This is a genomic window from Pseudomonas sp. NPDC008258 (genome assembly GCF_042956345.1).
Taxonomy (GTDB): domain Bacteria; phylum Pseudomonadota; class Gammaproteobacteria; order Pseudomonadales; family Pseudomonadaceae; genus Aquipseudomonas.
In genome coordinates this window covers 62,200-77,147 of record NZ_JBIBGE010000027.1, presented here as the reverse complement: position 1 = coordinate 77,147, position 14,948 = coordinate 62,200, and the positions used below count along the sequence as shown (strand labels likewise).

General features: G+C 60.8%; 9 protein-coding genes. 6 read left to right on the top strand and 3 right to left on the bottom strand.

The features are described 5' to 3' along the window. Positions 1-34: 34 nt before the first annotated feature. A complete protein-coding gene (locus tag ACFY9W_RS20850) occupies positions 35-1,315 on the top strand; it encodes a serine/threonine transporter (RefSeq protein ID WP_391133998.1) in 1,281 nt (426 codons plus the stop codon). 73 nt (positions 1,316-1,388) lie between these two features. Here the strand turns inward: ACFY9W_RS20850 and ACFY9W_RS20845 are convergent, their stop codons facing one another. From ACFY9W_RS20845 to ACFY9W_RS20835, 3 genes are read right to left on the bottom strand one after another with little or no spacing between them, the layout of a single operon-like run. Continuing rightward, positions 1,389-2,576, bottom strand: a complete 1,188-nt coding sequence (locus tag ACFY9W_RS20845) for a Bcr/CflA family efflux MFS transporter (protein ID WP_391133995.1) — start codon at positions 2,574-2,576, stop codon at positions 1,389-1,391. After that, entirely contained in the window at positions 2,573-3,499 is a 927-nt protein-coding gene (locus ACFY9W_RS20840) for a diiron oxygenase (protein WP_391133992.1), read from the bottom strand. Before ACFY9W_RS20840 ends, ACFY9W_RS20845 begins: the two co-directional genes overlap by 4 nt. Before the next feature lie 13 nt (positions 3,500-3,512). After that, positions 3,513-4,562, bottom strand: coding sequence for a SagB family peptide dehydrogenase (locus ACFY9W_RS20835; RefSeq protein ID WP_391133989.1), 1,050 nt, complete (start codon positions 4,560-4,562; stop codon positions 3,513-3,515). 538 nt (positions 4,563-5,100) lie between these two features. On the opposite strand from ACFY9W_RS20835, the gene tpx reads away from it, so the two are divergent. From tpx to ACFY9W_RS20810, 5 genes are all read left to right on the top strand, one after another. Next, entirely contained in the window at positions 5,101-5,601 is a 501-nt protein-coding gene (tpx, locus tag ACFY9W_RS20830) for a thiol peroxidase (protein WP_391133986.1), read from the top strand. A 346-nt stretch (positions 5,602-5,947) separates the two neighbouring features. Continuing rightward, on the top strand, positions 5,948-7,258 hold the full coding sequence (locus ACFY9W_RS20825) for an MdtA/MuxA family multidrug efflux RND transporter periplasmic adaptor subunit (protein ID WP_391133983.1): 1,311 nt from the start codon (positions 5,948-5,950) through the stop codon (positions 7,256-7,258). Then, positions 7,255-10,353, top strand: a complete 3,099-nt coding sequence (locus ACFY9W_RS20820) for an MdtB/MuxB family multidrug efflux RND transporter permease subunit (RefSeq protein ID WP_391133980.1) — start codon at positions 7,255-7,257, stop codon at positions 10,351-10,353. Before ACFY9W_RS20825 ends, ACFY9W_RS20820 begins: the two co-directional genes overlap by 4 nt. Continuing rightward, positions 10,350-13,457: an efflux RND transporter permease subunit gene (locus tag ACFY9W_RS20815; protein WP_391133977.1), complete on the top strand. Its 3,108-nt coding sequence runs from the start codon at positions 10,350-10,352 to the stop codon at positions 13,455-13,457. The genes ACFY9W_RS20820 and ACFY9W_RS20815 overlap by 4 nt, the downstream gene beginning before the upstream one ends. Beyond that, positions 13,454-14,944, top strand: coding sequence for an efflux transporter outer membrane subunit (locus tag ACFY9W_RS20810; RefSeq protein ID WP_391133974.1), 1,491 nt, complete (start codon positions 13,454-13,456; stop codon positions 14,942-14,944). The genes ACFY9W_RS20815 and ACFY9W_RS20810 overlap by 4 nt, the downstream gene beginning before the upstream one ends. The last annotated feature ends 4 nt before the right edge of the window (positions 14,945-14,948 follow it).

Here is a 14,948-nt window from a genome sequence, read left to right as displayed (position 1 = left end):
CTGTTGCAGTCTTGCGAGTGGAGCTTCACCCGGAATGAATGAGCAGGCCCCAAGCGTTGAACAACGCTTTGCAGAATCGACCCCCGCCACCCTTGGCAGCTGGGCGCGTCACGACACTACCTGGATGCTGGGCCTGTTCGGCACAGCTATCGGCGCCGGAACCCTGTTCCTGCCGATCAATGCCGGCCTTGGCGGTTTCTGGCCGCTGCTGGTCCTGGCCATACTGGCCTTCCCGATGACGTACTTTGCCCACCGCGGGCTGACCCGTTTCGTGCTTTCCGGGCGCAACGATGGCGACATCACCGAGGTGGTCAAGGAGCACTTCGGCAGCTCCGCCGGTACCGCGATCACCGTGCTGTACTTCTTCGCGATCTTCCCCATCCTGCTTATCTACAGCGTGGCGCTGACCAACACGGTTTCCAGTTTCATGGAGCACCAGTTGCACATGGAGCCACCACCACGGGCCATCCTGTCGTTCGTGCTGATCCTCGGGCTGCTGGCCATCGTGCGCTGCGGTGAACAGGCCACGGTCAAGGTCATGAGCCTGCTGGTGTACCCGTTCATCGTCGCCTTGGCATTGCTGGGTCTGTACCTGGTACCGCACTGGACCGGTGGCATCCTCGACAGCGCCACCCAGGTGCCGCCGGCTTCGGCCTTCCTGCATACCCTGTGGCTGGCCATCCCTGTCATGGTGTTCTCGTTCAACCACTCGCCGATCATCTCGGCCTTTGCGGTGGACCAGAAGCGCCGCTACGGCGAACACGCCGACGAGCGTAGCGGCCAGATCCTGCGCCGTGCCCACCTGCTGATGGTGGTGATGGTGCTGTTCTTCGTGTTCAGCTGCGTGCTCACCCTCAGCAGCGCCCAACTGGCCGAAGCCAAGGCACAGAACCTGTCGATCCTGTCGTACCTGGCCAACCACTTCAGCAACCCGACCATCGCGTTTGCGGCACCGCTGATCGCCTTCGTGGCCATCGCCAAGTCGTTCCTGGGCCACTACATCGGCGCCAGCGAAGGCCTGAAGGGCATCATCACCAAGACCGGCGCGCGCCCGGGTGCCAAGGCCCTGGACCGCATGGTTGCTGCGCTGATGCTGGTGGTGTGCTGGATCGTTGCCACCCTCAACCCGAGCATCCTCGGCATGATCGAGTCGCTCGGCGGCCCGATTCTCGCGGTATTGCTGTTCCTGATGCCGATGTATGCCATTCGTCGTGTACCTTCGATGCGCAAGTACAGCGGTGCGGCTTCCAACGTGTTCGTCGTGGCAGTGGGCCTGGTTGCGCTGACCTCGGTGGTATACGGCTTGCTGAGCTGATTCGCCGCTTGCAATAAAGAATGCCCGGGTCGGCTATCGCCACCCGGGCATTCTTTTCAGCGTGGCCAAGGTTTCAACAGCGTTGCATTTCATCGTCCTTGCAGTATGCCAGCAGCCACCATCCACAGAGGCTGGCTGCCACGAACAGCAGTCCCAAACCCACCGGAAGCATACTTTCGAAGCCTGCGACCACACTGCTGGTCAAACCAGCACCAGCGAACAGCAACGTTGTGTTGAGCGATGCTGCGGCGCCTGCCTGATGCGAATACCGCGACAAGGCTTGGGTCGTTGCAGCTGGGCGCACCAGGGTTGTCCCGGTGGTACAGACAATCATCGGTAGCAGAACACCCACCACAGATAACCCTGCTACCCGCTCCCAAATCAAAAGGGTGATGCCTGCTGCACTTATAAGCACGAAGCCCGCTTTTATTTGAACCTGCGGGCTTACCCGATGGTTCAAGTAGGTCGCAGCTACTCCGCCAGCGATATATGCCAACCCATAGCCGAGAAATACTATGGAGAATTGATAGGTCGTCAGCTCCAGCCTGCCCATCAGCAGCAATGGCGCTATGACTATGAAGGAAAAATGGCAGGCAAAGGCGAGGCTGGACTGTAGGGAATGCGCGAGATAGGTCGCGTCTCGCAGCATCACCCTATAACTGGACATGCCTGGCGCCCGGTGGCGCAGGGCAGGTGTGTCATGAAGCAGCACATACGATAAAAGTGAAACGATCGCAGCGATGATCGCGAATATTGCAAAGCTTGCCTCCCAGCCAAAGGACTGTTGAAGAAGGGCACCTGCTAGCGGTGACAGGGAGATGAACAGCCCACTTGCGCTGGTTAACAGGATTCGCATCGCATTGCGCTGTTTACCCCTGTACAGGTCCTGCACAAGTGTCTGGCCCAGGACGAGGCTGCCGCAGCCCAGGGCCTGCACTAAACGAAACGCCATGAACGTTTCATAGTTGGTTGAAAATATACATCCGAACGCGCCTGCAATGGACACTCCCAACCCGGCGAGCAGCAAACGCTTGCGCCCGATGCCATCCGACAACGGGCCAATCACTATTTGCGCCATGGCAACACCCACAGCAAAAAAGCTCACTGAATAGGCTATCTGCTTTGAGTCCACCCGAAACTCATCTGAGAGCGCAGGGAATGATGGGAGGATTACATCCAGCGGAAATACACCTAACAGACACAACAGAATCAGCAGCGTCGAGCACAGATGGCGCCGGAGCGAATCCGGCGGGCGGTTCATGCTACTAACCCCGCCGATTGGAAATGCACGAAATAGCTTTCGTCATCCAGTAAATCAGTGCGCTCAATTGCCCGAAGCGTGGGCTTGCAAATTTCCACCATTCGTACCGCCTGGTTCGCCAGTGCAAAAGCGGAAACTTCTTCTCCGAGGGCTGGCCGAGTTTTGAAAACCATTCGCAAGAAGGGTATATCGGGTTGGCTGAAGGCAGTGAGTATCTTAGGTAGCATTTTGGCGACATAGTCTCTTTCGATCTTGGGGATTTGTCGCCACAGCTGCGAGAAGCACTCGGAAAAGAAGACTGCATGACGACCTTCATCATATAAGTGATCCTGTAGCAAATTCGTGACTGGTCCAACAAGCGCGCCGGTAGACAACTTGAGTAACTCGCGGGTGATCAATGTTTCCGATACAAAGCCGATACAGAAGCGGGTTAAGCACTTCAGGTCTGGCGGGCTTTGTTCTAAGATAAAATTCAGCCCCTCTATGCGGGTAGGCTTGGTGCGCATCAAGTTGAAATGCTTCGCCACCTGATCTGCGATATCCTTTGAAAACAGCGCATGATACGCCTCGTCAGCGTAGAGTTTAAGAGCAACATGACGCTCTTCGTTTTCAAAGTATTTGCTCAAGTTGCCAGCCACAATGCAACGCACGGCCTCATTGACGTGAACCACTTCCAGGGCTGTGGTATAGCCCATGAAGTGCACTAGATGATGCGCGTGTACGAGCAATAGCTCTTTCTTGGGAAGCGATTTTACCGAGTCATGAGTCAGGGCTGAGCTAAGCGTGGCAGGAAACCATAAACTGGGTTCAGTCTGAGCAAAATCCTCATGGGTGAATTGATACGCGTAAGGTCGTGAGCGCACGGCACTGGATGAGTCCCAGTTCCGAAACAAGGTGATGCTGCGGTAGGTTGCCTCATTCATATGTACGTTCGCATCAGTTTTTTTTCAAGAGCGACTTTAGGCAGTCGGGAATCGCGGAGCCGTCACTGTAGCCGCAGCCGACAAAGAAAAGGACCTGTTCACTAGCGTTTTCGAGCTTTAGTAGAGCCTCGACTGAGTACTCATTCAATGCGCCAGTTAGCCATGTGTTCATGCCGCTGGCAGTAGCAGCCAGTTGAAACGTCTGGGCCACGTGGCCAACCTCTACCAGCGCCATCCGATATGCACGTGAATGCTCATATTTCCACCACAACTTGTCGAGTCTGGAAGTGAGGAATAGTCCTGCTGGTATATCGTTCGCAAAATGCTGTCCGGAGAGCAGATCCCCCAATCTTGGCGCCAACTGATTGCGCCAGTGCAATTGATGCATATGAGGGTCGTAGAGGTAGACTCCGGGCTCTACGCCTTCGACATTGGCTACATATACATAGCCTTCTGTAGCATTTAGTCCGCCCGCTGATGGACTGCTGCGGCGTTTGGTGAACTGCTCAACTCCTCCTTCTGCACTAGATAGTGTTCGACCGTCAACAAAGCCTAGCGTTTGCTGCAAGATCCGCCCTAGCTCTTCCATCGGAATCGGTGAGTGATGGAAGGTTCTTACAGTTGCGCGTTGCCTTAAAATTCTATCGAATTCGTCAGTGGTGTTCGAGGTCGGCAGTTGGATGCCATCTCCATTCAGCCTAAGGGTCTCGGTAGGAGTTGTTTCAGTCAATACGTCGGTGCAATGTTCAAGGTACTGAGTAGCCCACTCATGCGCGTTGTTTGGCTGGCTTTCTAGCGGTACATCTTTTGTTCCAAGATGAAAGATTCGAGAAAGAATATCCCACCCCCAAGTGCTTTCATCCCTGGTCGCGTCCACGACAACCTTGCAGTGTTTCAAATCCTTGAGTAGGGTGTCATTCGAATCGTTGCAAGTGTGATCATAAATAATCGATACCAGTTTGTTTGCGTGCTCGGCTGACAGTTGGTACTGCTTGTGACTCTTGAAGTCCCAGCAGATGAGGGCGTCATCCATGGCGAAAAAGAAGCAGTCTCTACTTACCATTGTCTTCTCCCTTGGCTAAAGCGCAGGCCGGCACTGCGCTTTAGCATTCATTGGCTAAGGCTTACTGGCCCTTTTTGACCAGAAGTGCCAAATTGGCCAGTTTTGTAGATTCCATCTTGATAGGTTTCATAGTTGAATCTCCATATAAGCGCCGCGTTATTGCGACACATCTGATGGTAGCGGCTCTTTGAAGATGTACAAGATTAATGGTGTACCGAAATTTCCGATGAAGTTGTAGGATTTTTTACCTTGATATTTATCAGGGCGCAGTCCAACTTGGCCGTAAGGCTTCTAGTGCACGCCATGTAGCCGCTTTGAAAGTAGCATTGTGCAGTTCATGTCAATGTAAAAAACTTCGTAACAGGCTCGTAGTGGGCGGTCGGCCTGAGGCTCGGCAACTGGCCGTGACCGCAGGTTTCGGCATTTTGTCCACAAAAATAGTCTGGTATTTAGAACAATTTTACCTACACCCATAGGCACCCGGCCGGCTTCATGCTTAACTCAGTGTCCTTTTCAAACCCAGCATAAGGATTTCGTCATGGCTCAAGTGACTCTCAAAGGCGGCCCGGTTCAGGTTAACGGCAACCTGCCGCAGGCCGGCGCCCAGGCTCCGGCTTTCTCCCTGGTCGGTGAAGGCCTGGCTGACAAGTCGCTGAAAGACTTCGCCGGCAAGCGCAAGGTGCTGAACATCTTCCCGAGCGTCGACACCCCAACCTGCGCTACCTCCGTGCGCAAGTTCAATGCCCAGGCCAACGATGTCGCCAACACTGTCGTGCTGTGCATCTCCGCCGACCTGCCGTTCGCCCAAGCGCGCTTCTGCGGTGCCGAAGGCCTGGAGAACGTGAAGAACCTGTCGACCCTGCGTGGCCGCGAGTTCCTCGAGAACTACGGCGTTGCCATCGCCGACGGCCCGCTGGCCGGCCTGGCTGCCCGCGCCGTGGTGGTGCTGGACGAGAACGACAAGGTGCTGCACAGCGAGCTGGTTGGCGAAATCGCTGACGAGCCGAACTACGAGGCAGCGCTGGCTGTACTGAAGTAAGGATTGCGTGGGGCAGGGCGGGTATCTGTTGCCTGTACCGGCCCTTTCGCGGGCTTGCCCGCTCCCACAGGGATAGCACCGCTTCTGAAACCTGTGCTGTACCTGTGGGAGCGGGCAAGCCCGCGAAGAGGCCGGCACAAGCAGCGGAACCCTCAAGCCCGCCCCCACTCCAAGCAACACCCTGTAACGGCCCGGAACGCTTTCCGGGCCGTTTTCATTTAAAGTTCAGCGTCTTGGCAACGTCAGCCAAAGGTAAACCTCTGGTAAAGGCCCTTTGCTAAAACGATGCCATTGCTTATCGTTCACCCTCCCCAAGCCGCCATTCCGAACAAGGTTCGTTCAACCCATGCAAGCGTCCAATTCCCGTTCCCCCCGTCGCTGGTTCGTCGGCCTGCTGATCCTGCTGCTGGTGGCTGCGGTGGCCTGGTGGCTGTGGCCCGCAGCAACGCCCGCGCATAAAGAGGCCGCAGGCGGCGGGCGCGGCGGCAAGGGCATGGGCGTGATGGGCGGGCGCCCAGGCTTCGGTGGCTCCAGCGACCCGGTTCCGGTGCGCGTCGAACCGGTGCGGGTTGGCGACTTCCCGCTCTACTACAAGGCCCTGGGTACGGTCACCGCGACCAACACGGTCAATGTGCGCAGCCGCGTGGCGGGCGAACTGGTGAAGATCCACTTCAAGGAAGGCCAGCAGGTCAAGGCCGGCGACCTGCTGGCTGAAATCGACCCGCGTTCGTACCGCATTGCCCTGCAGCAAGCGGAAGGCACCCTGGCGCAAAACCAGGCGCAGTTGAAAAACGCCCAGGTCGACCTGGCCCGCTATAAAGGCCTGTACGCCGAAGACAGCATTGCCAAGCAAACCCTGGATACTGCCGAAGCACAGGTGGCGCAGTTCCAGGGGCTGGTCAAGACCAACCAGGCACAGGTTAACGATGCCCGCCTGAACCTCGATTTCACCCAGATCCGTGCGCCGATCAACGGCCGTGTCGGCCTGCGCCAGCTCGACCTGGGCAACCTGGTGGCCGCCAACGATGCCACCGCTCTGGTGGTGATCACCCAGACCGAGCCGATCAGTGTTGCCTTCACCCTGCCGGAAACCGAACTGAGCACCGTGCTGGAGCGCTACCGCAATGGCGCCAGCCTGCCGGTCGAGGCCTGGGACCGCAGTGACAGCAAGCTGCAGTCCACCGGCGTGCTGGGCAGCATCGACAACCAGATCGACACCACCACCGGCACCCTCAAGTTCAAGGGGCGTTTCGAGAACAAGGACCTGGCCCTGTTCCCCAACCAGTTCGTCAACGTGCGCCTGCTGGCCGACACCCTCAAGCAGGTGGTCATGGCCCCGGCTGCGGCTATCCAGTTTGGCAACGACGGCACCTTTGCCTACGTGGTCAACGCAGAAAGCACGGTGAACGTGCGCAAGCTCAAGGTAGGCGCCAGCGATGGCGAGAACAGCGTGATTCTCGACGGCCTCAAGGCCGGTGACCGCCTGGTGCTGGAGGGTACCGACCGCCTGCGCGAAGGTACCAAGGTGGAAGTGGTCGAAGACAGCTCGCAAGTGCCGACTACCCCGGGCCAGCACCTGCAGGGCCAGGAAGCCAAAGGCTCGGCGCACACAGGTGAAGCCCAGCCTGGCAAAGCAGCAGGCAAGGCGGGCGCATGAACCTCTCGCGTCTGTTCATCCTGCGGCCGGTCGCTACCACGCTGAGCATGCTGGCCATCGTCCTGGCCGGCCTGATCGCCTACAAGCTGCTGCCGGTTTCCGCCTTGCCGCAGGTGGATTACCCGACCATCCGCGTCATGACCCTGTACCCCGGCGCCAGCCCACAAGTCATGACCAGCGCGGTTACCGCACCGCTGGAGCGCCAGTTCGGCCAGATGCCCGGCCTGGAGCAGATGGCGTCGACCAGTTCCGGGGGCGCCTCGGTGCTGACCCTGCGCTTCAACCTCGACATGAACATGGACGTTGCCGAGCAACAGGTGCAGGCTGCAATCAACGCCGCCAGCAACCTGCTGCCCAGCGACCTGCCGGCGCCGCCGGTGTACAACAAGGTCAACCCGGCCGACACCCCGGTGCTGACCCTGGCCATCTCCAGCAAGACCATGCCGCTGCCCAAACTCAACGACCTGGTCGATACCCGCGTGGCGCAAAAGCTCGCGCAGATCAGCGGCGTGGGCATGGTCAGTATCGCTGGCGGCCAGCGCCAGGCGGTACGCATCAAGGTCAACGTCGATGCCCTGGCCGCCAACGGCCTGAATCTCGATGACGTGCGCACGCTCATTGGCGCGTCCAACGTCAACCAGCCGAAGGGAAACTTCGACGGCCCGACCCGGGTGTCGATGCTCGACGCCAACGACCAGCTACGTTCCCCCGAGGAATACGCCAACCTGATCCTGGCCTACAACAACGGTGCGCCGCTGCGCCTCAAGGACGTGGCCGAAATCGTCGATGGCGCGGAGAACGAGCGTCTGGCCGCCTGGGCCAACGAAAACCACGCGGTACTGCTGAACATCCAGCGCCAGCCGGGCGCCAACGTGATCGAAGTGGTCGACCGCATCAAGGACCTGCTGCCGTCGATTACCGACAACCTGCCGGCCGGCCTGGATGTGTCGGTACTGACCGACCGCACCCAGACCATTCGTGCGGCGGTCAAGGACGTACAGCACGAACTGTTGATCGCCATCGTCCTGGTGGTGATGGTCACCTTCGTGTTCCTGCGCCGCTTCAGCGCCACCCTTATTCCGTCGATTGCCGTACCCCTGTCGCTGATCGGCACCTTCGGCGTGATGTACCTGGCCGGTTTCTCGGTCAACAACCTCACGCTCATGGCCCTTACCATCGCCACCGGCTTTGTGGTCGACGATGCCATCGTCATGCTGGAGAATATTTCCCGGCATATCGAGGAGGGCGAAACACCTATGCAGGCGGCGCTCAAGGGCGCCCGGCAAATCGGCTTCACCCTGATTTCGTTGACCTTCTCGCTGATCGCGGTGTTGATCCCTCTGCTGTTCATGGCCGATGTGGTTGGCCGGCTGTTCCGCGAGTTCGCCATCACCCTGGCGGTGGCTATCCTGATTTCCCTGGTGGTGTCGCTGACCCTCACGCCGATGATGTGTGCACGCCTGCTCAAGCGTGAGCCCAAGGAAGAAGAGCAAAGCCGCTTCTACCGCGCCAGTGGCGCCTGGATCGACTGGCTGATCAAACACTACGGCAGCGCCTTGCAGTGGGTGCTGAAGCACCAGCCGCTGACCCTGCTGGTGGCGGTCGCGAGCCTGGTGCTGACGGTGTTCCTGTACATGGTGGTGCCCAAGGGCTTCTTCCCGGTGCAGGACACCGGGGTGATCCAGGGCATTTCCGAAGCGCCGCAGTCCACTTCGTTCGCCGCCATGAGCGAGCGCCAGCAGGCCCTGAGCAAGGTGATCCTGCAGGACCCTGCCGTGCAGAGCCTGTCGTCCTACATTGGCGTCGACGGTGATAACGCCACGCTCAACAGCGGCCGCCTGCTGATCAACCTCAAGCCCCACGGCGAGCGCGATGTCACCGCCAGCGAAGTGATCAGCCGCCTGCAACCACAACTCGACAGGTTGGTGGGCATCCGCCTGTTCATGCAGCCGGTGCAGGACCTGAGCATCGAAGACCGGGTCAGCCGTACCCAGTACCAGTTCAGCCTGTCGTCGCCAGACGCCGACCTGCTGGCGCAGTGGAGCGGCAAGCTGGTGCAGGCACTGCAGCAGCGCCCGGAGCTGGCGGACGTGGCCAGTGACCTGCAGGACAAAGGCCTGCAGGTTTACCTGGTGATCGACCGGGACATGGCCAGCCGCCTGGGCATCACGGTATCGCAGATTACCAACGCCCTTTACGACGCATTCGGCCAGCGGCAGATCTCGACCATCTACACCCAGGCCAGCCAGTACCGCGTGGTATTGCAGTCGCAGGACGCGGCGGTCATCGGCCCGCAGGCGCTGGAGTCGATCCACGTCAAGGCCACCGATGGCGGCCAGGTGCGGCTGTCGGCATTGGCACGTATCGAGCAGCGCCAAGCCCAGCTGGCCATTTCCCATATCGGCCAGTTCCCGGCGGTGACCTTGTCGTTCAACCTGGCCCACGGCGCCTCGCTGGGCGAAGCGGTACAGGTGATCGAGCAGGTGCAGAAGGACATCGGCATGCCGCTGGGGGTGCAAACCCGCTTCCAGGGTGCGGCAGAGGCCTTCCAGGCGTCGCTGTCGAGCACCTTGCTGCTGATTCTGGCTGCGGTGGTGACCATGTACATCGTGCTGGGCGTGCTGTACGAAAGCTACATCCACCCGGTGACCATCCTCTCGACCCTGCCGTCGGCGGCGGTGGGGGCCTTGCTGGCCTTGCTCATCAGCGGCAATGACCTGGGCATGATCGCCATCATCGGCATTATTTTGCTGATCGGTATCGTCAAGAAGAACGCGATCATGATGATCGACTTCGCCCTCGAGGCCGAGCGCCACCAGGGCATGAGCCCGCGTGATGCCATCTACCAGGCGGCGCTGCTGCGCTTCCGGCCGATCCTCATGACCACCCTGGCTGCGCTGTTCGGCGCGGTGCCGCTGATGCTCGCCACCGGTTCCGGCGCCGAGCTGCGTCAGCCCCTGGGGCTGGTGATGGTGGGCGGGTTGCTGGTCAGCCAGGTGCTGACACTGTTCACCACCCCGGTCATCTACCTGTACTTCGACCGCCTGGCCCGCCGCTGGCGCCCGGCCACTGACGTGAAGCAGGCCGAGGCATGAACCTGTCCGGTCCTTTTATCCGTCGCCCGGTGGCGACCATGTTGCTGAGCCTGGCGATCATGCTGCTGGGTGGGGTCAGCTTCGGCCTGCTGCCGGTGGCACCGCTGCCGCAAATGGACTTCCCGGTAATCGTGGTATCGGCCAACCTGTCCGGTGCCAGCCCCGAGGTCATGGCCTCCACCGTGGCCACGCCGCTGGAGCGCAAGCTGGGCAGCATTGCCGGCGTGACCACGCTGACCAGCAGCTCCAACCAGGGCTCCACGCGGGTCGTTATCGGCTTCGAGATGGGCCGCGACATCGATGGCGCGGCGCGCGAGGTGCAGGCCGCGATCAACGCCACCCGCAACCTGCTGCCCAGCGGCATGCGCAGCATGCCCACCTACAAGAAGATCAACCCGTCGCAGGCGCCGATCATGGTGCTGTCGCTGACCTCGGACGTGCTGCAGAAAGGCCAGCTGTACGACCTGGCCGACACCATCCTGTCGCAGAGCCTGGCCCAGGTACCAGGGGTAGGGGAGGTGCAGATCGGCGGCAGTTCGCTGCCTGCGGTGCGCATTGCCGTCGAACCGCAACTGCTCAACCAGTATGGCCTGTCGCTGGACGATGTGCGCACAGCCGTGTCCAACGCCAACCAGCGCCGGCCCATGGGCTTTGTCGAGGATGCCGAGCGCAACTGGCAGGTGCGGGCCAACGACCAGCTGGAAAGCGCCAAGGACTATGAGCCGGTGGTGATCCGCCAGCAGAATGGCACCATCCTGCGCCTGTCCGACGTGGCGACCATTACCGATGGCGTCGAGAACCGCTACAACAGCGGGTTCTTCAATGACCAGGCGGCGGTGCTGCTGGTAGTCAACCGCCAGACCGGCGCCAACATCATCGAAACGGTCGACCAGATCAAGGCGCAGTTGCCAGCCCTGCAATCACTGCTGCCGGCCAGTGTGCAACTGAACGTGGCCATGGACCGTTCGCCGGTGATCAAGGCCACCCTGAAAGAGGCCGAACACACCCTGCTGATCGCGGTGGTACTGGTGATCCTGGTGGTGTACCTGTTCCTCGGCAGCCTGCGCGCCTCGCTGATCCCCAGCCTGGCAGTGCCGGTATCGCTGGTGGGTACTTTTGCCGTCATGTACCTGTGCGGTTTCTCGCTGAACAACCTGTCGCTGATGGCGCTGATCCTGGCCACCGGCCTGGTGGTCGACGATGCCATCGTGGTGCTGGAGAACATCTCGCGGCACATCGAAGACGGCCAGCCGCCGATGAAGGCGGCCTTCCTGGGGGCCAAGGAAGTCGGCTTCACCTTGCTGTCGATGAACGTGTCGCTGGTGGCGGTGTTTGTCTCCATCCTGTTCATGGGCGGCATCGTGCGCAACCTGTTCCAGGAGTTCTCGATCACCCTGGCAGCGGCGATCATCGTGTCGCTGGTGGTGTCGCTGACCCTTACGCCGATGCTCTGCGCCCGCTGGCTCAAGCCGCACCAGGCCGAGCAGACCCGCTTGCAGCGCTGGAGCGACAAGCAACACCAGCGCATGGTCAACGCCTATGACCGCAGCCTGGGTTGGGCCTTGCGCCACAAGCGCCTGACCCTGATCAGCCTGCTGGCGACCATCGGTGTGAACATTGCCCTTTACGTGGTGGTGCCCAAGACGCTGATGCCGCAGCAGGACACCGGCCAGTTGATGGGCTTCATCCGTGGAGATGACGGCTTGTCGTTCAGCGTGATGCAGCCAAAGATGGAAATCTACCGCCGCGCCTTGCTCGCCGACCCGGCGGTGCAGAGTGTTGCCGGGTTCATCGGTGGCAACAGCGGTACCAACAACGCCATGGTGCTGGTGCGCCTGAAGCCGATCAGCGAGCGTAAGCTCGATGCGCAGAAAGTGATCGAGCGCCTGCGCAAGGAAATGCCAAAAGTACCGGGCGGGCGCCTGTTCCTGATGGCCGACCAGGATCTGCAACTGGGCGGCGGCGGTCGTGACCAGACGTCGTCGCAATACCTGTACACGTTGCAAAGCGGCGACCTCGCGGCGTTGCGTGAGTGGTTCCCCAAGGTAGTTGCTGCCCTGCGTGCGCTGCCGGAGCTGACCGCAATCGACGCCCGCGACGGTGCCGGCACCCAGCAGGTGACCCTGGTAGTCGACCGCGACCAGGCCAAGCGCCTGGGCATCGACATGGACATGGTCACCGCCGTGCTGAACAACGCCTACAGCCAGCGGCAAATCTCCACCATCTATGACAGCCTCAACCAGTACCAGGTGGTGCTGGAGATCAACCCCAAATATGCCTGGGACCCGAGTACCCTGGAGCAGGTGCAGGTGATTACCGCAGACGGCGCGCGCGTGCCGCTGTCCACCATTGCCCACTACGAGAACAGCCTGGCCAACGACCGCGTCAGCCACGAAGGCCAGTTCGCCTCGGAAGACATTGCCTTCGACGTTGCCGAAGGCTACAGCCCCGACCAGGCCATGGCAGCGCTGGAGCGTGAGGTGGCCAAGCTGGGGCTGCCCGAAGAGGTGATCGCCAAGCTGGGCGGTACTGCGGACGCCTTTGCCAAGACCCAGCAGGGGCAGCCGTTGATGATTCTGGGGGCATTGGTGCTGGTGTACCTGGTGCTGGGTATCCTGTACGAAAGCTACATCCACCCCTTGACCATTCTTTCGACACTGCCGTCGGCCGGCGTTGGTGCGCTGCTCACGCTGTATGTCACAGGGGGCGAGTTCAGCCTGATCTCGCTGCTGGGGCTGTTCCTGCTGATTGGCGTGGTGAAGAAAAACGCCATCTTGATGATCGACCTGGCCTTGCAGCTGGAGCGTCACCAGGGGCTGTCGCCGGAAGAGTCGATCCGCCGGGCCTGCCTGCTGCGCCTGCGGCCTATCCTGATGACCACGCTGGCGGCCATCCTCGGCGCCTTGCCGCTGCTGCTGAGCCACGCCGAAGGTGCAGAAATGCGCCAGCCGCTGGGCCTGACCATCATCGGTGGCCTGGTGTTCAGCCAGGTCCTTACCCTTTATACGACGCCGGTGGTCTACCTGTACCTGGACCGCCTGCGCCACCGTTTCAATCATTGGCGCGGCGTGCGCACCGACGCAGCCCTGGAAAACCCGCTATGACTTTTGCCCAGACCCCACTGCACCGTGCCCTGCAAACGCTGACTCGTGGGCGTGGCTCGCGCCTGCTCGGCGCCGGTTTGTGCGTGGCCTTGCTCAGTGCCTGTACCCTGAGCCCGGACTACCACCGCCCGGAACTGACCAGCACGGCGGCGCAGTTCAAGCACGCCCAAGGCTGGACCCAGGCCACGCCATCGGACGCAATCGCCCGTGGCGCCTGGTGGGAGATCTACGGCGATGCCGGGCTTAACGCGCTGGTCGAGGAGCTGAACCGCAGCAACCAGACTGTAGCCCAGTCCGAAGCGCAGTATCGCCAGGCCCAGGCACTGGTGCGCAGCAGCCGGGCAGGGTTGTTCCCAAGCCTGGACCTGACGGTCGGCAAGAACCGTTCTGCCCAAGGTACCGGCAGTTCCAGCTCCAGCCTGTCCAACAACAGCAGCGGCATCCGCGACACCTACAACGCTCAGCTGGGTGTCAGCTGGGAAATCGACCTGTGGGGCAAGCTGCGCGAAACCATGAATGCCAACGAGGCCAGCGCCGAAGCCAGCCTTGCCGACCTCGCTTCGATCCGCTTGAGCCAGCAGTCGGAGCTGGTGCAGAACTACCTGCAACTGCGGGTGATCGATGAGCAGAAGCGCCTGCTGGAAGCCACCGTGGCGGCGTATGAACGCTCGCTGCGGATGAACGAAAACCAGTACCGCGCTGGTGTTGCCGGGCCAGATGCAGTGGCCCAGGCGCGCACCCAGCTCAAGAGCACCCAGGCTGACTTGATCGACCTGATCTGGCAGCGTGCACAGTTCGAGAACGCCATTGCGGTGTTGCTGGGCAAGACGCCGGCCGACTTTGCCCTGGCCGACAGCAAAAACGTTCCTGCGCTGCCGCAGATCCCGGTATCCCTGCCTTCGCAGTTGCTGGAGCGGCGCCCGGACATCGCCGCCGCCGAACGTAACGTGATGGCTGCCAACGCCAACATCGGCGTATCGCGTGCGGCGTATTTCCCTGACCTGAGCCTGAGCATGAGCGGCGGCTATTCCAGCAGCAGCTTCAGCAACTGGATCGAACTGCCCAACCGTTACTGGTCGGTAGGCCCGCAACTGGCGCTGACCCTGTTCGATGCCGGCAAGCGCAGCGCCGAGGTTGACCGCACGGTGGCAGTGTACGACCAGACCGTGGCGCAATACCGCCAGACCGTGCTCGATGGCTTCAAGGAAGTGGAAAACCTGCTGGTGCAGTTGAAGGTGTACGGCGATGAAGCGGTGGTGCGCCAGGAGGCGCTGGATGCGGCCCGAGAGTCGTTGCGCCTGACCGAGAACCAGTACCGTGCCGGGTTGATCGGCTACCTGGATGTGGTCAACGTGCAGACTACGGCGCTGAGTAACGAGCGCAGTGTGTTGAACCTGCTGCAAGGGCGCCTGGTGGCCAGTGTGCAGTTGGTAGCCGCGCTGGGTGGCGGTTGGGACGCCGAACAGGCGTTTGCCGAGCAGGATTGAAGTA

Excerpts from the sequence above, each read along its gene's own strand:
- ACFY9W_RS20820 (WP_391133980.1), top strand. The coding sequence starts at position 7,255 with ATGAACCTCTCGCGTCTGTTCATCCTGCGGCCGGTCGCTACCACGCTG.
- ACFY9W_RS20840 (WP_391133992.1), bottom strand. The coding sequence starts at position 3,499 with ATGAATGAGGCAACCTACCGCAGCATCACCTTGTTTCGGAACTGGGAC.
- ACFY9W_RS20845 (WP_391133995.1), bottom strand. The coding sequence starts at position 2,576 with ATGAACCGCCCGCCGGATTCGCTCCGGCGCCATCTGTGCTCGACGCTG.
- ACFY9W_RS20850 (WP_391133998.1), top strand. The coding sequence starts at position 35 with ATGAATGAGCAGGCCCCAAGCGTTGAACAACGCTTTGCAGAATCGACC.
- ACFY9W_RS20815 (WP_391133977.1), top strand. The coding sequence starts at position 10,350 with ATGAACCTGTCCGGTCCTTTTATCCGTCGCCCGGTGGCGACCATGTTG.
- ACFY9W_RS20825 (WP_391133983.1), top strand. The coding sequence starts at position 5,948 with ATGCAAGCGTCCAATTCCCGTTCCCCCCGTCGCTGGTTCGTCGGCCTG.
- ACFY9W_RS20835 (WP_391133989.1), bottom strand. The coding sequence starts at position 4,562 with ATGGTAAGTAGAGACTGCTTCTTTTTCGCCATGGATGACGCCCTCATC.
- ACFY9W_RS20810 (WP_391133974.1), top strand. The coding sequence starts at position 13,454 with ATGACTTTTGCCCAGACCCCACTGCACCGTGCCCTGCAAACGCTGACT.
- tpx (WP_391133986.1), top strand. The coding sequence starts at position 5,101 with ATGGCTCAAGTGACTCTCAAAGGCGGCCCGGTTCAGGTTAACGGCAAC.